18 protein-coding genes are annotated in these 21,335 nt (G+C 71.9%); 2 read left to right on the top strand and 16 right to left on the bottom strand.

The features are described 5' to 3' along the window. The 5 genes from AC067N_RS04485 to AC067N_RS04465 form a co-directional block, all read right to left on the bottom strand. Entirely contained in the window at positions 1–855 is an 855-nt protein-coding gene (locus AC067N_RS04485; protein WP_478677402.1) for a TatD family hydrolase, read from the bottom strand. A 60-nt stretch (positions 856–915) separates the two neighbouring features. Continuing rightward, on the bottom strand, positions 916–1,755 hold the full coding sequence (locus tag AC067N_RS04480; RefSeq protein ID WP_478677401.1) for an EboA domain-containing protein: 840 nt from the start codon (positions 1,753–1,755) through the stop codon (positions 916–918). A gap of 87 nt (positions 1,756–1,842) precedes the next feature. Further along, entirely contained in the window at positions 1,843–2,691 is an 849-nt protein-coding gene (locus AC067N_RS04475; protein WP_478677400.1) for a sugar phosphate isomerase/epimerase family protein, read from the bottom strand. 106 nt (positions 2,692–2,797) lie between these two features. Further along, a complete protein-coding gene (locus AC067N_RS04470) occupies positions 2,798–3,853 on the bottom strand; it encodes an SCO3242 family prenyltransferase (protein ID WP_478677399.1) in 1,056 nt (351 codons plus the stop codon). Positions 3,854–3,966: 113 nt separating this feature from the next. Then, on the bottom strand, positions 3,967–5,379 hold the full coding sequence (locus AC067N_RS04465) for a phytoene desaturase family protein (RefSeq protein WP_478677748.1): 1,413 nt from the start codon (positions 5,377–5,379) through the stop codon (positions 3,967–3,969). A gap of 132 nt (positions 5,380–5,511) precedes the next feature. Here AC067N_RS04465 and AC067N_RS04460 point away from each other — a divergent pair, with 132 nt between their 5' ends. After that, on the top strand, positions 5,512–6,177 hold the full coding sequence (locus AC067N_RS04460; RefSeq protein ID WP_478677398.1) for a hypothetical protein: 666 nt from the start codon (positions 5,512–5,514) through the stop codon (positions 6,175–6,177). Here AC067N_RS04460 and AC067N_RS04455 read toward each other — a convergent pair. From AC067N_RS04455 to AC067N_RS04445, 3 genes are all read right to left on the bottom strand, one after another. Then, positions 6,113–6,958, bottom strand: coding sequence for an inositol monophosphatase family protein (locus tag AC067N_RS04455; protein ID WP_478677397.1), 846 nt, complete (start codon positions 6,956–6,958; stop codon positions 6,113–6,115). The genes AC067N_RS04460 and AC067N_RS04455 overlap by 65 nt on opposite strands. A gap of 100 nt (positions 6,959–7,058) precedes the next feature. Next, on the bottom strand, positions 7,059–8,885 hold the full coding sequence (locus AC067N_RS04450) for a gamma-glutamyltransferase family protein (protein ID WP_478677396.1): 1,827 nt from the start codon (positions 8,883–8,885) through the stop codon (positions 7,059–7,061). 74 nt (positions 8,886–8,959) lie between these two features. Next, on the bottom strand, positions 8,960–9,451 hold the full coding sequence (locus AC067N_RS04445) for a hypothetical protein (RefSeq protein ID WP_478677395.1): 492 nt from the start codon (positions 9,449–9,451) through the stop codon (positions 8,960–8,962). Positions 9,452–9,638: 187 nt separating this feature from the next. On the opposite strand from AC067N_RS04445, the gene AC067N_RS04440 reads away from it, so the two are divergent. Then, positions 9,639–10,310 (top strand): hypothetical protein, encoded by a 672-nt coding sequence (locus AC067N_RS04440; RefSeq protein ID WP_478677394.1) that lies wholly within the window; start codon positions 9,639–9,641, stop codon positions 10,308–10,310. A 48-nt stretch (positions 10,311–10,358) separates the two neighbouring features. Here AC067N_RS04440 and AC067N_RS04435 read toward each other — a convergent pair whose 3' ends face one another. The 8 genes from AC067N_RS04435 to AC067N_RS04400 all read right to left on the bottom strand — a co-directional run bounded on the left by AC067N_RS04435 (position 10,359) and on the right by AC067N_RS04400 (position 21,223). After that, positions 10,359–11,912, bottom strand: a complete 1,554-nt coding sequence (locus tag AC067N_RS04435) for an NCS1 family nucleobase:cation symporter-1 (protein WP_478677393.1) — start codon at positions 11,910–11,912, stop codon at positions 10,359–10,361. 155 nt (positions 11,913–12,067) lie between these two features. Beyond that, positions 12,068–13,087 (bottom strand): TIGR03842 family LLM class F420-dependent oxidoreductase, encoded by a 1,020-nt coding sequence (locus AC067N_RS04430; protein WP_478677392.1) that lies wholly within the window; start codon positions 13,085–13,087, stop codon positions 12,068–12,070. 11 nt (positions 13,088–13,098) lie between these two features. Then, the gene (hydA, locus tag AC067N_RS04425; protein ID WP_478677391.1) at positions 13,099–14,502 is read right to left on the bottom strand and encodes a dihydropyrimidinase; all 1,404 of its coding nucleotides are present in this window, start codon (positions 14,500–14,502) and stop codon (positions 13,099–13,101) included. A 130-nt stretch (positions 14,503–14,632) separates the two neighbouring features. Further along, positions 14,633–15,475 carry a nitrilase-related carbon-nitrogen hydrolase gene (locus AC067N_RS04420; protein WP_478677390.1) on the bottom strand — a complete coding sequence of 281 codons (843 nt, stop codon included), beginning with the start codon at positions 15,473–15,475 and terminating at the stop codon, positions 14,633–14,635. A gap of 155 nt (positions 15,476–15,630) precedes the next feature. After that, positions 15,631–17,193 carry a PucR family transcriptional regulator gene (locus AC067N_RS04415; protein ID WP_478677389.1) on the bottom strand — a complete coding sequence of 521 codons (1,563 nt, stop codon included), beginning with the start codon at positions 17,191–17,193 and terminating at the stop codon, positions 15,631–15,633. Positions 17,194–17,223: 30 nt separating this feature from the next. Beyond that, positions 17,224–18,510 carry an aspartate aminotransferase family protein gene (locus tag AC067N_RS04410; protein WP_478677388.1) on the bottom strand — a complete coding sequence of 429 codons (1,287 nt, stop codon included), beginning with the start codon at positions 18,508–18,510 and terminating at the stop codon, positions 17,224–17,226. 61 nt (positions 18,511–18,571) lie between these two features. Next, the gene (locus AC067N_RS04405; RefSeq protein WP_478677387.1) at positions 18,572–19,414 is read right to left on the bottom strand and encodes a nitrilase-related carbon-nitrogen hydrolase; all 843 of its coding nucleotides are present in this window, start codon (positions 19,412–19,414) and stop codon (positions 18,572–18,574) included. Positions 19,415–19,612: 198 nt separating this feature from the next. Beyond that, the gene (locus AC067N_RS04400) at positions 19,613–21,223 is read right to left on the bottom strand and encodes a hypothetical protein (protein ID WP_478677386.1); all 1,611 of its coding nucleotides are present in this window, start codon (positions 21,221–21,223) and stop codon (positions 19,613–19,615) included. Between the last annotated feature and the right edge of the window lie 112 nt (positions 21,224–21,335).

Here is a 21,335-nt window from a genome sequence, read left to right as displayed (position 1 = left end):
TCACTCTCCGCCGCGGCGGACGGAGTTGCCCTGGAAGCTGGACTCCTCGTCCGGCTCGGGCTCGTCGAGGTCCAGTCGGCCGCTCCTGCCGTAGAAGTCGACGGGGTTGCGCCAGAGCACCTTGTCCACGGTGTCGTCGCCGAAGCCGGCCGCGAGCATGGCGTCGGCCGTCTTCCGTGTCTTGAGCGGGTCCGAACGCCCCCAGTCGGCCGCGGAGTTCACGAGCACGCGGTCGGTGCCGTGCTCCCGGAGGACGGCGACCATGCGGTCCTCGCTCATCTTGGTCCTCGGGTAGATCGAGAACCCGGCCCAGCAGCCGCTGTCGAGGACCATGGCGACGGTCAGCTCGTTGAGGTGGTCGAGGAGGACGAGTTCGGGGGCGATGCCGGACTCCCGTACGACGTCCAGGGTGCGGCGGGTGCCGGTGGCCTTGTCGCGGTGCGGGGTGTGCACGAGCGCGGGCAGCCCATGCTCCACGGCGAGCTGCAACTGGAAGGCGAGTGCCTCGTCCTCCTCCGGTGTCATGGAGTCGTAGCCGATCTCGCCGACCGCGACCACCCTGTCCTTGGCGAGGAAACGGGGCAGTTCGTCCAGGACGGGACGGCAGCGCGGGTCGTTGGCCTCCTTCGGGTTGAGCGCGATGGTGCAGAAGTGCTGGATGCCGAACTGGGCGGCCCGGTACGGCTCCCAGCCCAGCAGCGCGTCGAAGTAGTCGTAGAAGCTCTCGGGCGAGGTACGGGGCTGGCCGAGCCAGAAGGCCGGTTCGACGACCGCGCGGACCCCGGCCGCGTACATCGCCTCGTAGTCGTCGGTCGTGCGGGAGGTCATGTGGATGTGGGGGTCGAAGATGCGCACGGTCTCGTCTGTCTCCTCGGGTTCTTCGGCGAGCAGGGCGAGTGGGTGAGGCCCGCGGGTCTACCGGAGTGCCTCCAGCGCGCGTTCGGCTGCCTCGCGGCGTTCGGACGCGGCGGCCCGGGTCTCGGCGGTGAGCTTCTCGGCGAGGGCGGTACGGGCGGGGTGGGCCCGGACGACGGGCCAGATGTCGAGGGGGACGTCCCGGCCCGCGGCGACCCGCTCGTGTGCGAAGTCGGCCAGCATGCGGGCGAGTTCGCCGTCGGCACGGGTGTCGAGTCCGGTGATCCGGTCGAGCGGGATCTCCTGGAAGACGCATTTCAGCACGGCCTGCCGGTACTCGGCGTCCGGGAGGCGGGCAGCGCCGTACGGTCCGAGGGCGGCCTCGATGACACCGCTGTCGTTGCCGCGCAGGGCCTCGCGGACGAGGGGGAGGGCGCGGTCGGCCAGGGGCTCACCGCCGGCCGCTGTATCGGTCACGGCCAGAGCCTCCGCCCCGGTCTCGGCATCGGCCTCGGCCTCGGTCTCGGCCTCGGGGTCGGGGTCGTGCTCGGGCCGGGGCACATCCGCGGTGGCCGCGTCGAGCAGGGGCAGGGTCCGCAGGACGGCCCGTTGTTCGGCCGGGTCGCCGTGGCGGTAGAGGCCCGCCAGTTCGGCGGCGAGGGGTTCGCCGGTGAGGGGCAGGGCCATGAGCAGGACGGCGCGGGCCGCCTCGTCGGCGGTCCAGTGGGCGTCCAGCCGGCCGCGTCCGCAGTGTCTGCGGGCGGCGGGGAACAGGGTCCGCACGGCGGCGGGCCGGGCGGCGACGCGGGCCTCCGCGTCGGCGAGCCAGGAGCGGGCGGCCGGTTCGAGTGGATGGCGGGACAGAGCGCTTCGGGGGTCGGGGAGCAGAGGTGCGGGCATGCCGAGGGACGCCATGGCGGAACAGCCTCCGGTGGGGGGTGGAGGAGATGCGGGGCGAAGGAAGGTGCAGGAGGTGACGGAAGGGGGTCAGGCGGCCGCCGCGCGCAGGAACTCGATGGAGCGGCGGGCCACGTCGGGGGCGTCGAGCGAGCCGCCCTGGATCTCCACGGATACCAGTCCGCGGTGGTCGAGGTCCCGCAGGGCGGCGAGCACGGGCGGGAAGTCGATCTCACCGGCGCCGAATTCGAGGTGCTGGTGGACGCCTCGCCGCATGTCCTCGATCTGCACGTTGAGCAGTCTCGGCGCGGCCAGCCGCACGCACTCCAGGACGGTCCGCTCCTCCACGCAGTGGGCGTGCCCCACATCGAGGGTGATTCCGAACAGCTCGTGCCCACCGACGAGTTCGGCCAGCTCCAGGCACCGTTCGACGGTGTCGACGAACATGTACGGCTCCGGCTCGAAGGCCAGCGAGACGTCGTACTCCTCGGCCGTCTCCAGGACGGTCTCGATGCCGGTCGCGAGCCGCTTCCAGGCGTCCCGCTCCGGCAGCCCGTCGTCCGGCGCGGGGCCGCTGCACAGGTGGACGGTGGGTGAGCCGAGGTCGGCGGCGATGCGTACGGCCCGCCGCAGCAGGTCGACACGGCGCTCGGCGGCGTCGGACATCAGGGTCGGGTGGTGCTTGCCCCAGGGGTCGAGGAGATAGGGCGCGCCGGTCTCGACCGTCACCTCGAGGTCGTGCCGGTCGAGGTCTCGGGCGATCTCGGCGACACGCCGGGGCAGGTCGGAGGCGTAGGGGTCGAGGTGTCCGTGGTCGAGGGTGAGGGCGACGCCGTCGTAGCCGAGGTCGGCGAGGACCGTGAGGACGTCGCCGAGCCGGTGGTTGGTGAAGCCGTTGGTGCCGTAACCGAATCTGAGGGGGGTGGGGGGCGCGGTCATGCCGGCGTCTGCTCCTGCGGAGGCTTGTGCTGGTCCGTTTTCAGGTCCAGGTCCAGGTCCAGGTCCAGGTTCTGGTTCTGGTTCTGGTTCTGGTTCTGGTTCTGGTTCAGGTGGGCGAGATGCGGCGGGCGAGCCGCCGGGCCAAGGGGTGGGCGACGCCGAGGGCCGCCGCCGCGACGGTGGCTCCGCTGCGCGCCGTCAGCGCCGTCTGGAGGGGCATGAACCCGAGGATTCCGGCCCCGACGGCCCGCCGGACGTTCTGGCCCGAGGGCTCCCGTACGGCGCGGAGCTGGGCCGTGCCGTAGCTGCCGAGGTAGGCGAGGGCTCCGGCCCCGACCACGGCGGCGCGGGTGACGGCCGACCGTGCGGCGGGGGTGGTGCCGAGGCACCGCGAGATCCGCCGGGCGGGGGTGCCGGCCGTGTGCCCCGACGAGGGTGCCGCGGGGCTGTTCGACCGGCCTTCCCGTGAGGAGGCGATCGCCGTACGAACGGCGGGGACCGCCGTCGCGAGGGCCGTGGTCGTGGCGGCGGCGAGGGTGGAGGCGGGCACCCGGGCGGGGGCGCCGGAGATCTCATGGCGGCTGAGGGCGGACAGCGTGTACGTATGGGCGCCGACGAGCGCGGCCGGGACGGCCCCGCGCAGCAGTGCCTCACCGGTTCCGCCCGGGCGCCCGGCCGCCAGCGCGCCCGCGAGGACGTCCAGGGTCCGGGCCGAGGCCATGGCGGCCGCTCCCGCCGGGGTGGACTTGAACTTCAGGTCGTACGCCCAGACCGCACCGGCCAGCGGCAGCGCTCCCAGGAAGCTGCGGCGGCCGCCCGAGGCGGCGGCGAGCCCGAGACCGGCGGCGGTGAGCGCGCCGGCGACGGAGAGGGCGGTACGGCGGGGGACGCGCCCCGAGGGGACGGGCCGCTCGGGGCGTTCGACCGCGTCGATCGTGGCGTCGGCGTAGTCGTTGAGGGCCATGCCGGCCCAGTAGAGGCAGACGGACGAGCCCATCACGCCCAGCGTCGCCGCGCTCAGTGGACGGCCTGCGGCGGCGGCGCCCGCGAGGACGTCACCCGGCACGCTCAACGCGGCCGGGGCACGGACGAGTTGAGCGAGATCAGCAAGACTCACGGCAGGCCGCGAGCCGGAGCGGAAATCCACTCTCCGATCTTTCATGGCGGCAACCTACCTCTGCCGCTTGAACATTCACATGGAGAAAACGTGAAGACCTTTCTCGTTCCGTGACTTGATACCGCCTACCGATGAACTGCTCTATGCGCTATGGGAGTTCAGAGTTCCTGACGCAGTCTCCGCCATACCGCCTTGGCCGCGTTGTGCCCCGACATGCCGTGTACTCCGGGGCCGGGCGGCGTGGCCGACGAGCAGATGAACACGGCCGGGTGCGGGGTCCGGTACGGGTGGAGGGTGAGTCGGGGGCGGAGCAGCAGCTGGAGGCCGGAGGCGGCGCCGCAGGCGATGTCACCACCGATGTAGTTGGCGTTGTGCGCGGCGAGTTCGGGCGGTCCGGCGGTGGCGCGGGCGAGGACCCGGTCCCGGAACCCGGGGGCGAAGCGCTCCAGTTGGCGCTCCACGGTGTCCGTCAGGTCCCCGGTCCAGCCGTTGGGGACGTGGCCGTACGCCCAGAAGACGTGCCTGCCCTCGGGGGCCCGGGACGGGTCGACGAGGCTGGGCTGCACGGTGATCAGGAACGGCCGGTCGGGGGCGTGGCCGTGCCGGGAGGCGGCGTCCAGCGCGGCGCCGATCTCCGCCTTGCTCGCCCCCACCTGGACCGTACCCGCGCGGCGCGCCTCCTCCGCGGTCCAGGGCACCGGGCCGTCCAGCGCGTAGTCGATCTTGAAGACGCTCGCGCCGTACCGGTACGACTCGTAGAAGCTCCCGAAGCCCGCGATCCGGGCCAGGGCGGTGGGCGAGGTGTCGAAGACATAGGCGCGGGCGGGCGGCAGGTCGTCGAGCCGCTTGACCTCGTAGTCGGTGTGGACGGTGCCGCCGAGGTCCTTGAGATAGGCGGTGAGCGCGTCGGAGATGGCCTGGGAGCCGCCGCGGGCGACCGGCCAGCCGGCGGCGTGCGCGGCCAGCGCGAAGACGAGGCCCACGGCGCCGGTGGCGAGCCCTCCGAGCGGGGCGATGACATGGGCGACCAGCCCGGAGAACAGGGCCTTGGCCTTCTCGTCCCTGAAGCGGCGCATCAGCCAGGTGGAGGGGGGCAGTCCGGCGAGGCCGAAGCGGGCGAGGGTGACCGGGTCGCGGGGCAGCGCCGACAGCGGCAGCGACATGAAGTCCCGCACCAGGGTGTCCCACCTGGGCAGGAAGGGCTCGACCAGTCTGCGGTACGCGCCCGCGTCCCGCGGCCCGAAGGAGGCGGCCGTCTCCCCCACCGAGCGCGACAGCACCGCCGCCGAGCCGTCGAGGAACGGATGCGCCATGGGAAGCTCGGCGTGCAGCCACTCCAGGCCGTAGCGCGCGAGCGGCATCCCGGTGAACGCGGGCGAGTTGACGCCCAGGGGGTGGGCCGCCGAGCAGGGGTCGTGCCGGAAGCCGGGCAGGGTGAGCTCGGCGGTGCGGGCACCTCCGCCGACCGTGTCCTTGGCTTCGAACACCGCCACGGAGAACCCGCGGCGGGCCAGCTCCACGGCAGCCGTCAGGCCGTTCGGCCCCGCCCCCACCACCACCGCGTCGAGCATCGCCGGCACGTTCGGACCCCTTCGTCAGCCGATGGCCATCAGGCGCCGCGGACGGGCTTCCGCCCGGCGGCGAACCTGCGATCAGGATATGCCCGACCACCGACGGCCAAGGGCCTGGGTAGGCTGCGCCGAATGACTCGCCGGTTCCGTTTCACCGACCCCGAACAGGATCTGCGGCACTGGTTCGAGGTCGGTGACGACGGGCGGGTACTGCGGCAGGCGACCTTCGACGGCCGGCGGGAACCGCCCCCGCTGCCCGAGTGGCTCACGAAGCGCCCGGACGAGACGCACGGCGCCGCGTCGGTCGCCGCGTCGTGGGCGTACCTGACAGCGACACGCGAGAAGCACGGCCCGCTCGCCGGCCGGCTCTACGAGGCCGTGTACGGCGTCCTCGACGAGGGGCCCGTCGAGGAGCCGCCGGAGGCGGTTCCCGTCACGGAGGAGGCGTTCGCCCAGGCGTGGGGGGCGGCCCTGCGGGACCGGCACCTCAGCCGTTACGACACGGGGCCGCTCCCCCAGGGCGCCCGGCTCACGGGCACGGTGTCCGCACTGCCCTGGGGGCCGGGGCTGACCGGTATGGTCGTGGACATCGGACGGCCCGTGGGAGCGTTCGTGGATGTGCTCCACCTCCCCAGGGAGGCCGAGGACTGGCCTGCGGTCGGCACGGTGACCGAGTTCGAGGTCGTCACGATCCGCTTCTCCCTGGAACCGGGCCCATGCCCCGGACTGCAGCTCAGGCTCCGGCCGACAGCAACCCCCGCACCCGGCGAGCCGTGGCCGCGTCCCGCGCCGCGGTGAACGGCAGGGTGTTGCCGCCGGTGATCCGGAAGGGCTCGTCCGCGAGGGTCAGATGGGCGCCGCCGGACTCCTCGACGAGGAGGAGGCCCGCCGCGTGGTCCCAGGCCGCCTCCCAGGAGAACGCGACCGCGTCCAACCGCCCCCGTGCGATGGCGAGGTACTCCAGCCCCGCCGACCCGCACGGGCGCGGGGCGACGCCCTCCGTGCACAGGCCCAGCAGCGCCGCCTTCTGCCCCTCCGAGGTGTAGTCCGGATGGGAGGTGGCCACGTCGAGGTCACGGCCGGGCTCGGGTGGACCGGCGTGCAGGGGCTCACCGTCCAGCGTGGCCCCCCGGCCGCGTATCGCCACGGCGAGCCGGTCGAGCGCGGGCGCGTACGTCCAGGAGGCGCGCACCACCCCGTCCAGGGCGAGGGCGACGAGCGTGCAGAAGCCGGGCTCGCCGCGCACGAACTGCCGGGTACCGTCCACCGGGTCGACGATCCAGACCGGCGCGTCGCCGCGGATCGCCTCGTACGACGCCGGGTTGGCGTGGACCGCCTCCTCGCCGACCACGACCGAGCCGGGCAGCAGCGCGGGCAGCACTTCCGTCAGATACAGCTCGGCCTTGCGGTCGGCATCGGTGACGAGGTCGTGCGGGCCGTTCTTCTGGTCGACCTCGTGCGCGGCGAGCTGCCGCCAGCGCGGCATGATCTCGGCGGCGGCGGCCTTGCGCATCGCTTCTTCGACGTCGGAGGCGTGCCGGGCGAGAAACTCGTCGATGGTTTCGCTGTCTTCGATCATGCCTCCATCACAGCACGCACCGCTGACAATCCCCACCCGGCCGGTGCACTCCGCATGGAATCACCATGAACAGCGTGGCCGGGTAACGACGAAGCCCCGCTCAGCGCCCGACCGCGTACCCCTGCATGCCCCGCGGGTTCGCCGCCGCCGACAGCACTCCGGTCTCCGGGTCGCGCGCGACCGCGCAGAGGCGGCCCTCGGACCAGGGTTCGCCGACGGTGACGTCATGGCCGCGCCGGCGCAGTTCCGCGACGACCCGCGCGGGCATGCGGTCCTCGACGGTGACGCTGCCGGGGCGCATACCGCGCGGGTAGAAGGAGCCGGGGAAGCCGTCGGTGTGCCAGTTCGGGGCGTCGATGGCGCCCTGGAGGTCGAGGCCGCCCCGGACCGGTGGGCGCAGGGCGACACCGAGGAAGAAGTGGAGCTGCCACTGGTCCTGCTGGTCGCCGCCGGGGGTGCCGAACGCCAGCACGGGCACCCCGTCGCGGAGCGCCAGCGAGGGGGTGAGCGTGGTGCGGGGCCGGCGGCCGGGGGTGAGCGAGTTCGGCAGCCCCTCGTCCAGCCAGGTCATCTGCAGCCGGGTGCCGAGCGGGAAGCCCAGCTCGGGGACGACGGGGTTGGACTGGAGCCAGCCTCCGCTGGGTGTGGCCGCGACCATGTTGCCCCACCGGTCGACGACGTCCAGATGGCAGGTGTCGCCCCGGGTGCTCCCGTCCGCCGCGGTCTCGGGCTCCCCCGGCACGGGCGGCCGAGGGCTCCTGGCGACCGTGGGCTCACCGACCCCCATCGGGTTGAAGCCGGGTTCGCCGGTGGCCACCACGCTCGCGTGGGCGCTCAGCCGGGGGGTGCGCCCGCCGGGACTGCCGGGCCGCAGCTCGTACGAGGCGCTGTCGCCGACGAGCGCCCGCCGCTCGGTGTTGTACGCGTCGGACAGCAGTTCGGTCAGCGGAACCGGTGCCGCGTCCCCGTACCAGGCCTCGCGGTCCGCCATGGCGAGCTTGCAGCCCTCGATCAGCAGGTGCACGTAGGCGGCCGACCCGTACGCGGGCAGGTCGGGCGGGAGCAGGGCGAGTTGCTGGAGGAGCACGGGGCCCTGGCTCCAGGGGCGCGCCTTGCACAGGGTCCAGCCGTTCCAGTCGTACGTGGCCGGGGATTCGTACGAGGCGGACCAGGCGGCCAGGTCGGCCATGGTGAGCGTGCCGGAGTGCCGTTCGCCGCTGGTGTCCATGGTGGGCCGGCCGGCCTGCCGTACCAGGGCCTCGGCGATGAAGCCGGAGCGCCACACCTCCCGCGCCGCCTCGATCCGGGCCGCGCGGTCCCCGGCTCCCTCCACCTCGGCGAGCAGCCGCCGCCAGGTCGCGGCCAGGGCGGGATTGCGGAACAGCTCGCCGGGGCGGGGCGCCCGTCCGCCGGGCAGGTAGACCTCCGCCGAGGACACCCACTCCTTCTCGAAGAGGTCGCGCACCGACTCGACGGTCGCCCCGACGTTCTCCACGGGCGCGTGACCGTCCTCCGCGTACCCGATGGCGTACTTCAGGACGTCGGCGAGGTCCTTCGTCCCGTGGTCGCGCAGCAGGAGCATCCAGGCGTCGAACGCGCCCGGCACGGCGGCCGCCAGGGGGCCCGTACCGGGGACGAGGTCCAGACCGAGTCCCCGGTAGTGCTCGATGGTCGCCCCGGCGGGCGCCACGCCCTGTCCGCACAGCACCCGCACCTCGCCGTCAGCGGTGGCCAGGATGAGGGGGACCTCCCCGGCGGGCCCGTTGAGGTGCGGCTCGACGACGTGCAGGACGAAACCGGCGGCGACGGCCGCGTCATAGGCGTTGCCGCCGTCCTCCAGGACGGCCATCGCGGACTGCGACGCGAGCCAGTGCGTGGAGGACACCATGCCGAAGGTCCCCTGGAGCGTCGGTCGAGTGGTGAACACGGGCGGACTCCTCACAGCACGACGATCGTCCGCCGATCGTACGCAGCGTCCCCCGAGGCCCCGTCAGAAGCGCTTCACGCACGCCGTCCCACGGTCAGCACATGCCCGCTCGCGCCGAGCAGCGACGGCTCCGATTCGATGCGCCGGGTCGCCGCCGGAACGGCCTTCCTCCGCTCGGGGTCGTCCAGCCACTCCTCCACGTCCCCCATCGGCCAGGCGACGCCCTCCAGGCCGTACTGGCCCTCGCACGCGAGCCCCGCCGCGTCGAACTCGCCCGGCACTTCGGCGGGGTCGGCGAAGTAGGCGGTGGTGAAGACGGGGTCGTCCGCCGAGTGCGGGTGGCGCCCGTGCGCCGAGACGGCGTCGGTGCGCGCACGACGCAGCTCGTCCGTGTGCACACCGCCGGGAAACCCCGGTGCGGCGGACGGGGCCGCCGTCGAGGGCACGGCCCGGTCGGGGTTCACCTCGCGGTCGATCTCCTCCGCCAGACCACAGCCACCGACGGCCACGACCAGCGCGGCGGCGAGGGACACACGGGAGACCGTACGGCCCGGTATCGGGATCACGGACCGATCCTGGCACGGGCGCCGGGCAGAAGCCGTGACTCCGCGAAGTCGCCACTCGCTGAACGGTGGAGGCCGGTCACCACGTATACACGGAGCGAGGTCGCACTTTCGCCCCACAGGCAGTCGTGTGACACTGACGTACCCCACCGACCGGCGGTACCGCCGCCTCGACCCCGAGAAGTGCGCTGTGCGTGATCTCCCTCTGCCGCTCGCCCTCACCGTGCGTCTGCTTCCGGTCGCCGTACTCGCCACGGCAGGCTGGGCGTTGTCGTCCGGTTCGTCGGACACGAGCCCGGCGGGGAAGGAGTCCACGCGGGACACCGCCTCCGGGCCCATCTCCACAACCGAGTCCGCGCCGGCCACGTCCGCGGCGACCAGGACATACGCCAAAGCACCGGCGCCCTGCGGCGCCGTCACGGCGAAAACGGTCAAATCCCTTGTTCCGGGCGCCAAGACGGCCGGCAAGGAGATAGCGTCGACCGACGAGTCCGTGCGCCGCACCTGCTCCTGGAACGCGCTCAAGGGCTACGACTACCGCTGGCTCGACATCTCGTACGAGATTCACCAAACGGACGCGAAGGCCGAAAGCACCTACAAGGAGCGGATGTCGCAGAAGAGCGGCGGCGGCGCGGTGCCCGGTCTGGGCGACGGGGCCTATTCGGTCGTGAACCTCACCACCGAGGACAAGCAGCAGACACGCGAGGGCGTGGTGTACGCGCGCGTGGCCAACGCCCTGGTGGTCGTCACCTACAACGGCAGCGACTTCGAGTCGCAGAAGGCGCCCGGCACCGACGAGATCAACAAGGGCGCCATCAAGGCCGCGAAGGAGGCGGTGGCCGCACTGGAGGGTGCCCGGTAGGGGCATGTCTCCGGCACGACCACCGCCACCGCGGTCAGAGGCGCCGGCTCAGACGGTCGCTCTCGCCTTCTCCCGCTCCCCCGCCATCAGCGCCACGTACACCAGCATCGACGCGGCGAGGCCCACCGCCCAGCCGTAGTCGGCCAGCGGCTTGAGGAGCGGGATGAGGCCGTCCTCCGGGAACGGGCCCGAGGAGACCCCCTCCGCGGACACGGTCGAGTACGAGCCGCCGACCGCGAGGACGCCGCCGACCAGGAAGGCCACGATGGCCCGCCAGTTCCAGCCGGAGGAGTACCAGTAGCGGCCGCCCGGCGTGTACAGGTCCGCGAGGTGCAGGACCGTGCGCCGGATGATCCAGTAGTCGGCGATGAGGATGCCCGCGACCGTGCCGAGCAGTCCGCCGACCACGCCGAGCCACGTGAAGATGTAGAACTCGGGTGTGGAGATCAGCTTCCACGGGAAGATCAGGATGCCGACGACACCCGTGATCAGGGCGCCCGTGCGGAAGTTGATGAGCTTCGGAGCGAGGTTCGCGAGGTCGTAGGCCGGGGAGACCACGTTCGCCGCGATGTTCACCGAGATCGTCGCGATCAGCACGGTGATCAGGGCGAAGAGCAGACCGAAGGTGCTGTCGGCCTTGGCGGCGAGGGTGACCGGGTCCCAGATCGCCTCGCCGTAGACGGCCTCGGAGCCGGAGGTGACGAGGACGGCCAGGATCGCGAAGAGCGTCATGGTCGTGGGCAGACCGAGGGACTGTCCCCAGGTCTGCGCCTTCTGACTGGCGCCGAAGCGGGTGAAGTCGGGGATGTTCAGCGAGAGGGTGGCCCAGAAGCCGATCATGCCCATGAGGGAGGGGAAGAAGACAGGCCAGAAGTCGGCGCCCCAGCCCAGCTTGGACGGCTGGTCCAGCAGGGCGCCGAAGCCGTCCGCCTTGACCGCGATCCAGATGAGCAGCACGAAGGCGCCGACGATCACGAAGGGCGCGGCCCAGTTCTCGAAGTGCCGCAGGAAGTCCATGCCCCGGTAGATGATCGCGATCTGGAGCGCCCAGAAGAGGACGAAGCAGAGCCACAGCGGCCAGGGGTTGCCCGCGATCTTCCCGGCGGTCTCCCACTGACCGCCGGTGAGCTTGGAGCCGAGGGCGAAGATGCCGCTGCCGCCGATCCAGGTCTGGATGCCGAACCAGCCGCAGGCCACGGCCGCCCGGATCATGGCCGGTATGTTCGCCCCGCGCAGACCGAACGAGGCGCGGGCCAGCACCGGGAACGGGATGCCGTACTTGGGTCCGGCGTGCCCGGTGGCCAGCATCGGCAGCAGCACGATGACGTTGGCCAGGGCGATGGTGAAGACGGCCTGCTTCCAGTCCATGCCGAGGGCGACCAGGCCGGAGGCCAGGGTCCAGCTGGGAATGCAGTGGGCCATGGAGATCCACAGCGCCGCGAAGTTGTACGTCGTCCACCTGCGTTCGGAGACGGGTACGGGGCGCAGGTCCTCGTTGGCGAAGGGACTGTCGGCGGGGAAGGCCTCGGGGGCCAGCTCGATCCGGCCGGACGAGTCGGCGGACTGGGCCATCGGCGACCCCGGGGGAACTGTTTCGGTCATGGGCAGGCCAATCAGGGAGGCGGGACGGGAGAGAAAGGCCGTGCGGGCCTTGGGCCCTCCCCGGGGGAGCGGGGAGGGAGTCAAGGTGTGGGGGGTCGTGACGGAGCGAAGCGTTCCGGATTGTGGCAGGAGCCGACCGAGCAGGGAACCCCAGGTCAGCCGGTGATCGCGGGGATGACGGTGGAGCCGTACACGTCGATCACCCGCTCCTGCGCGTCGTGCATGTCGTACACGGCGAACTGGTCGACGCCCAGGTCCCGCAGCGCGTTCAGCTTCGCGATGTGCATGTCGGGGGTGCCGATGACGCAGAACCGGTCGACGATCTCGTCGGGGACGAACGCCGTGTCGGGGTTGTCGGCCCGTCCGTGGTGGGAGTAGTCGTACCCCTCGCGGGCCTTGATGTAGTCCGTGAGCTCCTCCGGTACGGCCGCGGAGTGCTCGCCGTACTTGGAGACCAGGTCGGCGACGTGGTTGCCGACCATGCCGCCGAACCAGCGGCACTGCTCACGGGCGTGGGCGAGCGCCTCCGGCGAGTCGTCCTCGGTGATGTAGGCGGGGGCGGCCACGCAGATCTTCACCTCGGACGGATCGCGTCCGACGGCGACGGCCGCGTCCTTGACCGCCTTGACCATGTACTCGGTGAGGTACAGGTCGGAGAGCTGGAGGATGAAGCCGTCGGCCTCCTCCCCCGTCATCTTCAGTGCCTTGGGCCCGTACGCGGCCATCCAGACCGGGAGTTCGGCGTCCTCCCTGATCCAGGGGAAGCGGATCACGGTGCCGCCGAGGTCGGCCTCCTGGCCCGAGCCGAGGGCGCGGATGACCTTCATGGCGGCGCTGATGCGGGCCAGGGTGTTCGGGGTGCGGCCCGCGACGCGCATCGCGGAGTCGCCGCGGCCGATGCCGCAGACGGTGCGGTTGCCGAACATGTCGTTCAGCGTGGCGAAGGTCGAGGCGGTCACCTCCCAGGTGCGGGTGCCCGGGTTGGTGACCATCGGGCCGACCTTCAGTCTCGTGGTCTGGGACAGGATCTGGCTGTAGATGACGAACGGCTCCTGCCACAGCACGGCGGAGTCGAAGGTCCAGCCGTGGGTGAAGCCGTTGTCCTCGGCGCGCTTCATCAGCTCGATGACACGCGAGGCCGGCGGGTCGGTCTGCAGGACGAGTCCGAAGTCCATCTGCTCCGCTCCTAGTTGAGGTACTGACAGGTGGAGCGGGGGGTGTAGACACCGTGCCCGGCGTGACCGGTGTACTCCCGCTCGGTGATGACCGGCTCGCCGCGCGAGAGGACCGTCTCGACCCGGCCGGTGGTGCGCTTGCCCTCGTACGCCGAGTAGTCGACGTTCATGTGGTGGGTCTCGGCGGACATGACCTGCTCGGCGTGCGGGTCGTAGATGACGATGTCGGCGTCGGCGCCGGGCGCGATCGTGCCCTTCTTGGGGTACATGCCGAACATCCGGGCCGGGGTCGCGCAGGCGATCTCGATCCAGCGGCGGCGCGAGATGCGCCCGTCGACGACGGCCTGGTGCAGCAGGTCCATCCGGTTCTCGACGCCCGGCAGACCGTTGGGGATCCTGGAGAAGTCGCCGCGGCCGAGTTCCTTCTGCCCGACGAAGCAGAACGGGCAGTGGTCGGTGGAGACCACCTGGAGGTCGTTGGTGCGCAGGCCCTGCCACAGCTTGGCCTGGTGCTCGCGCGGCCGCAGGGGCGTGCTGCACACGTACTTGGCGCCCTCGAAGTCCGGCTCGGCGAGGTTGTCCGTGGACAGGAACAGATACTGCGGGCAGGTCTCGCCGAAGACGTTGAGCCCCTCGTCGCGTGCCCTGGCCAGCTCGGCGACCGCTTCCATCGCCGAGACGTGCACGACGTACAGGGGGGCGCCGGCGACCTGGGCGAGCCTGATGGCCCGGTGGGTGGCCTCGGCCTCCAGCAGGGCCTTGCGGACCTCGCCGTGGTAGCGGGGGTCGGTCTCGCCGCGCGCCAGCGCCTGCTCGACCAGCACGTCGATGGCGATGCCGTTCTCCGCGTGCATCATGATCAGGCCGCCGTTGTCGGCGGAGCGCTGCATGGCGCGCAGGATCTGGCCGTCGTCGCTGTAGAAGACGCCCGGGTAGGCCATGAACTGCTTGAAGGAGGTGACGCCCTCCTCCACCAGCAGGTCCATCTCCTTGAGCGTGTCCTGGTTCACGTCGGAGACGATCATGTGGAAGGCGTAGTCGATGGCGCAGTTGCCCTCCGCCTTCGCGTGCCAGGCGTCGAGGCCCTCGCGGAGGGTGTGGCCCACGCTCTGCACCGCGAAGTCGACGATCGTCGTGGTGCCGCCCCAGGCGGCGGCCCGGGTGCCGGTCTCGAAGGTGTCCGAGGCGAACGTGCCGCCGAAGGGCAGCTCCATGTGGGTGTGGGCGTCGACGCCGCCCGGGATCACGTACTTGCCGGTGGCGTCGATGGTGCGGTCGGCCTCCCATCCCTGGGCGGCCGATGTCCCACTGGCGGCGAGGGCGGCGACGCGGCCGTCCTCGATCAGGACATCGGCGTGGATCTCATCCGAGGCTGTGATGACGAGACCGCCGCGGATGACTGTACGGCCGCTCATTCGGTCACGCTCCGTTCGGTTGTCGGGAAAGTGCCGGTCGTTCGTGGCTGGTCGCGCCCGGGCGGCGGCAGCCGCAAGGTGGTGCGGCCCCGCGCCCCTTCGAACAGCACGGGGCGCGGGGGAGGCTTCGCTACGGCGCCGTGAGAGGCGCGTACGCGTCCGGGCGGCGGTCGCGGAAGAACTGCCAGCGGTCCCGGACCTCGCGGAGCTTGGCGAGGTCGAGGTCGCGGACGACCAGCTCGGTCTCCTTGTCGCTCGCCACCTCGCCGACGAACTGGGCCTCCGGGTCGACGAAGTAGGACGTGCCGTAGAAGTCGTTGTCGCCGAGGTCCTCCACGCCCACCCGGTTGATCGCTCCGATGAAGTACTCGTTGGCGACCGCCGACGCCGGCTGCTCCAACTGCCACAGGTAGCGGGACAGTCCGCGCGAGGTGGCCGACGGGTTGAAGACGATCTCCGCTCCTCCGAGGCCCAACGCCCGCCAGCCCTCCGGGAAGTGACGGTCGTAGCAGATGTAGACGCCGATCTTCCCGACCGCCGTGTCGAAGACGGGCCAGCCCGCGTTGCCGGGGCGGAAGTAGAACTTCTCCCAGAAGCCGGGCACCTGCGGGATGTGGTGCTTGCGGTACTTGCCGAGGTACTTGCCGTCCGCGTCGATCACTGCGGCCGTGTTGTACAGGACACCCGGCTGCTCCTCCTCGTACATCGGCAGCACCAGGACGAGGTTCAGCTCCTTGGCGAGCGCCTGGAAGCGCTTGACGATGGGGCCGTCGGGGATCTGCTCGGCGTACTCGTAGAACGCCTTGTCCTGGACCTGGCAGAAGTAGGGACCGTAGAACAGCTCCTGGAAGCACATGACCTGGGCGCCCTGCGCCGCCGCGTCGCGGGCCGCCTGCTCGTGGACCTGGATCATCGATTCCTTGTCGCCGGTCCAGGCCGTCTGGAAGATGGCTGCGCGGATGACTCTGCTCATCGGGACCTCCGGTCACTCGGTGTGCGGCGAGCCTAGGAAGTCGCGCGGAGCGGTTTGAGTTGCACGGTGTCACGTCTGGAGCCGCTTCGCGTTCCACCGTGTCACCTCTTCGTGGGCGCATGTTTCACCGCTGTTTTCGCAGGTCCCGGCATGTTTCAGCCCTGTTGCGCGTCGTGCGCGAGGAGGGCGATGTGCACGGACGCGGCCTGCTCGAAGTCGTCGAGGTCGACGCCGAGCCGGGCCTCTATGGCTTCGAGGCGGCGGTACAGGGCGGGCCGGCTGACGTGGTGCAGCTGGGCGGTGTGCGACTTGTTGCGGCCGGTGGCGAGATAGGTCCGCAGGACCGGCAGCAGGTCCTGCTCGGCGTGGCGGTCGCCGCACAGCAGCCCGTCCAGCTCCCGCTCGGCGAACGCCTGGACGTGCGGATCGTCCCGCAGCAGCCGGATCAGGCCCCGCAGATGGACGTCCCGCAGCCGTACGACGACGGGCAGGTCGAGCCCGGTCGCCGACTGGGCGACGGCGTCGGCGACGTGCCGCGCCTCGCGCAGTCCCGCCGGGACCTCCTCCCAGGTGATGCGCGGCTCGGCCGCCGCCACGACCGTCCGGCGTCCCCCGGACTCCGACCGCAGCCGGGTCGCGAAGTGCGCGGCGAGCGCCTGCGCGTCCTGGTCCCGGGCGAGGCTCAGCAGGACGGCGGTCGCGCCCTCGGCGAGTTCGGCGACGAGCCCCGACAGGCCCAGCATCCGCAGCACCCGGTCGAGTTGGGAGGGGTCCCCGTCGCCCACGACGAGCGGCACGAACGTCCGGCGGTTGACCGGCAGCCCGGCCGCCCGCGCCCTGGGCAGCAGTTGCCGGGCCGGTACGACACCGGAGACCAGATCGGTCAGCAGGCTCTGCGCGGACTGCTCCTCCCAGCTGTGCGCGGTGCCGCCGAGCATGCGGTGCAGGACGAGCGCCTCGGCGGCCCGGTCGGCGAGGAGCCGCCCCGTGGCCGTGTCGCCGCGGTGGCCGCACAGCACGATCCGGCCCCAGCGCTCCCCGCGTCCGCCCAGTTCGGCGCGGATCCAGCCGTCGCCCTCGGTGCCGCCCGCCTGCCGTGAGATGCGCTCCCAGTCGCGCAGCACGTCGTCGACGGCCGACCGCTCGCCCGCCGTGGCGAGGACGCGGTGGGCGAGGTTGGTGACGACCAGCGGACAGCCCGCGTGCTGGGCGATCTCGTCCAGCAGCCGTTGCAGCGGGGCGCCGGCCGTGATGAGGCCGGTCAGCGCGGTCCGCACGGCCTCGGAGAGGCTCACGGCGGCGAACTTGCGCCGTACGAGCCGGGACTGGACCTCCTCTGTCAGCTCGGCGAAGGGGAACGGCCGGTGCAGCACCACCATGGGCAGTCCGCACCGCTCCGCCGCCCGGCGCATCACCTCGGGCGGCGTGGGGAAGGCCCGGCCCAGGCCGAGGACGACCGCCGCGGCCTCCGCCCGGTGCAGGGACCGGATGTACTCGGCCTGCGCCTCCTCGTCACCGGCGAGGAGGACCCCGGTGGTGAGGACCATCTCGCCCCCGCTGAGCATGACCCCCACGTCGGGGGCCTCGGCGACGTGCACCCAGCGGACGGGCCGGTCGAGCTGCCCGGCCCCGGCCACCACCTCTGGCTCTCCGGCGAGGACCCGGTCCAGGGTGAGGACCTGGCGTACCGACAGGGCGGGTTCCAGGGCGGTGGTCATGCGGCGTTCCTCAGATCTGCTCCGGTGGCGTTACCGAATGCTCCGCAGAGCTTGTTCGAGGGCGTCGGCCCCCTCCTCCGCCTCGGCGACGGTCAGGGAGAGCGGGGGTGCGATGCGCAGGGCGCTGGTGTTGTGGCCGCCACCCTTGCCGATCAGCAGGCCCTCGCGGCGGGCCGCTTCGAGCACGGCCGCCGCCGCGTCCGGGTTGGCCTGCTCGGTGCCCGGCTGCACCAGCTCGATGCCGATCATGAGGCCCCGGCCGCGTACCTCCTTGACCTCCGGGATCTGCGCCGAGATCGCCCGGAGCCGCTCGATGAGCAGTCCGCCGACGCGGCGCGCGTTGCCCTGGAGGTCGTGCTCGACCAGGTAGTTCAGGTTGGCGAGCCCGGCGGCCATGGTGATCTGGGTGCCGCCGAAGGTGGAGATCGAGTTGCTGTCGAGGCAGTTCATGACCTCGGCGCGGGCGACGACACCGCCGATGGACATGCCGTTGCCGATGCCCTTGGCGAAGGTCATGATGTCGGGCGGCCCGTTCCGCCCGTGCGCCTGCCAGCCCCAGAAGTTGTCGCCGGTGCGGCCCCAGCCGGTCTGCACCTCGTCGGCGATCCACAGCACCCCGTGCCGTTGGAGCACCTCACGGAACGCCGCGTACAGGCCGTCCGGCGGTGAGGTGAAGCCGCCGACGCCCTGGATCGGCTCGGCGATCAGCGCGGCGGGCGGGCGGACATGGCCGAGCAGGTCCTCCAGGTCGGCGACGCAGGCCGCGATGAAGTCGGCGTCGCCGAGATCGGCGTACGGGCCGCGGGTGCGGACGCCGCCGTGCACGTACAGCGTCTGGAGCGGGGACAGCGAGGTCGGCGACCAGCCCTTGTTGCCGGTGATGCCGACCGCGCTGAAGGAGCGGCCGTGGTAGCTGTTGCGCATGGCCAGGATCTGGTTGCTCTGCCGGTACGTCGTGGCCAGCAGCAGCGCGGTGTCGTTGGCCTCGGTGCCGGAGGTGGTGAAGAAGACACGGGCGTCCGGGATGCCGGACATCTGGGCGATGCGTTCGGCCAGTTCCACCATCGGCCGGTTGAGGTAGAGCGTGGAGGAGTGGATGATCCGCCCGGCCTGCTCGCTCACCGCCTTGGTGACCTCGGGCAGCGCGTGCGCCGTCATCGTGGTGAGGATGCCGCCGAAGAAGTCGAGGTACTTGTTGCCGGCGGCGTCCCAGACATGACGGCCCTCGCCGTGGGTGATCTCCAGCGGGTCCGCGTAGTAGAGCGCGAGCCAGTCGGGCAGCACGGCCTTGTGACGGCCGAGCAGTTCGTCGGTCACGGCTGCACCACTCCTTTCACTGCGGTACGGGTGTGGTGTGTCAGGGCTGTACGTGCCCACGTCAGGGCCGCACGAGTCCTTCGTACGCGTCCGGCCTGCGGTCCCGGTAGAACGCCCACTGGGTGCGCACCTGCTCGATCAGATCGAAGTCGAGGTCCCGTACGACGAGTTCCTCGTCCCGGTCGCTCGCGGTGTCGCCGACGAACCGGCCGCGCGGGTCGACGAAGTACGAGGTGCCGTAGAAGTCGTTGTCGCCGTACTCCTCCACGCCGACCCGGTTGATCGCGGCGACGAAGTACTCGTTGGCGACGGCAGCCGCGGGCTGTTCGAGCCGCCAGAGGTGGGAGGAGAGGCCCCGGTGCGTGGCGGAGGGGTTGTAGACGAGCTGGGCGCCGTTCAGGCCGAGCTGGCGCCAGCCCTCCGGGAAGTGGCGGTCGTAGCAGATGTAGACGCCGACCTTGCCGACGGCGGTGTCGAAGACCGGCCAGCCGAGGTTCCCGGGCTTGAAGTAGTACTTCTCCCAGAAGCCCTTGACCTGGGGGATGTGGTGCTTGCGGTACTTGCCGAGATACGTGCCGTCGGAGTCGATCACGGCGGCCGTGTTGTAGTAGAAGCCGGACTGCTCGACCTCGAAGACCGGGACGACGATCACCATTCCGGTCTCACGGGCCAGCTCCCGCATACGGGTCACGGTCGGCCCGTCGGGCACGGGTTCGGCCCATGCGTAGTGCTCCGGCTCCTGCACCTGGCAGAAGTAGGGCGCGTTGAAGACCTCCTGGAAGCCGATCACCCGCGCGCCCTGCCGGGCCGCCTCGCGGGCGTGCTCGATGTGCTTGGCGACCATGGATTCGGTGTCGCCGGTCCAGGTCGCCTGGACGAGGGCGGCGCGTACGACGTTGGCCATGTCAGCTGCTCCTTCGACCGGGGAGTCAGACAGCCTCTACGCCCGTAGAAGCAGGCCGTAGAGGCTTGAAAGTAAGCCTCGCCGACGGGCTGGGCAAGACCATCGCCGTTAACCGGCCGAGTCGATCACGTTTCGCACTCCAGTGGGTGATCGCCTGCGCGTCCCGGGGAGAGGGCCGCCGTGGCGACCGGTGTGCCGTCAGGCGAGTCCGGCGACGCGCAGGGCGTGCGCCACGTCCCGTTGCCGGTCCTCCGACACGGCGTGCGCCGCTTCCACGACCATCCGGGTGAGCCGCTGCGGGTGTGCCTCGGCGACGCGGGCCGCCTCCTCGGGCGTGCGGATGCGTACATACGCTTCGAGCAGCGCACGCGCCTGTCGCTCACGCCCCTCGGCGGTGAGCCCGAGCACCGCCTCGCCGATCTCCTCGGCGGGCCGCGAGACGCCCTGCCGGAGCATCTGCTCCCCGTCGGTGCCGCGGCCCGCCGCGTTCAGGGCGTCGACGACGGCGACCAGCCGGTCGACGGGCAGCGAGGCGGCCTCCCACAACAGGGTCGCCCAGTCGGCACCCAGTCCTGCCCTGTGCATGTCAGTCGCCAGCAGCGGGAAACGGGCGGCGGGCCAGTACGCGACCTCCACGAGCAGGGCGTGCGCCTCCCCGCTGCGTCCCTCCCTGCGCAGTCGCAGCAGCCGTTCGACGGTCTCGGCGACCTCCCGCCGCGCCTCGTCGTCCAGCGGCTGCCGGGCGGGCCGCTCCCGCTGTGGCTCCGGCGCGGCCGTCTCGGCGACGCCCGCGTAGCGTGCGCCCCGGGGTGCGCGCCCCTTGGACGCGGCCGGCTGCGCGGGCGCGCTCTCGGGCACGACGACGGGCGCCTCCTCCGCCTCCACGGCGCCGGCGAAACGGGCACCGCCGCGGGGGCGCCGCTTGGAGCGCTTCTTCGTGGCCGCGGGCTCGGCGTCGGGGGTGGGTTCGGCGTCGGGGGTGGGTTCGGGCGCGGGGCTTTGGGGTTCCGGGGTGGAGAAGGCCGTGTCGGCCGGGGCAGGCCCGTCGGGGGCGGGGAAGGCGGTGGCGTACCCGTCACGGCGGGCGTCGCGCGCGATGTCGTGAGCGGCACGGCTGGTGTGCGCGACCTCCTGAGCGGCACGGGTGTCCTGCGTACGGCCGTCGCCTCGCGTGCCCGGGTACGTGCGGCCGCCGCGGGCCACCGCCTCCGGACCGTGCCCGTCCCCCTCCGACGCCCGGGAGACGCCGTCGGCGGAGTTTCCAGCAGAGCGCGTCGCGCCCCGCACAGGCAGGTGCGGGGCGCGACGATCGAGGGTCTCCATGCGGGCGAGGAGTTCGGCGCAGCGGGCCGTGGCCCGCTCCTGGTCGTCCTGGGCCCAGGCCAGCTCGAGCCGGAGGGCCTCGGCCTGTTCCCGGGTGGTGGCGGCACGGAGCCGGCGGTCCAGTTCGGCGGTGCGGTCGGCGGCGTAGCGCTGCTCGCGGAGCATGCCGTCGTAGCGGTCGCCGAGGGCGTCGCGACCGCCGGGCCGGGCGTCGTACGCGGCGAGTGAGGCGCCGTGCAGAGCGCGGGCCCGCCGGGTCTCCTGGGCGGCGGCAGCGGGACCGTACGCGGTGTGGAGGTCGTGCATGAGCGCCTCGACGACGTCCCAGGGCGGAACCTCCAGGCCGTCGAGACAGGCCCGCATGCCGTCCGGGTCGCGCCGCCAGAAGACGGCGCACCAACCGCCGCCCTGGTCCAGCTTCGCCATCAGCTTGTTGAGGTAATCCGCGAACTCCCGAACCTCACCCGGGAGTTGATCCACAGCCATCGCATACTCCCCGGCAGACTGGAGTGCCCCGGTCCGCCAGAGAACACCAGCCGTGTTACAGGGAGGCTACGGGGAGTTTTCGGACCGGGCGCAGTGTGCCGTGCGCGGTCGG

It is taken from the genome of Streptomyces sp. NPDC042364 (assembly GCF_056437585.1).
This window is presented reverse-complemented; position numbering and strand designations above follow the sequence as displayed.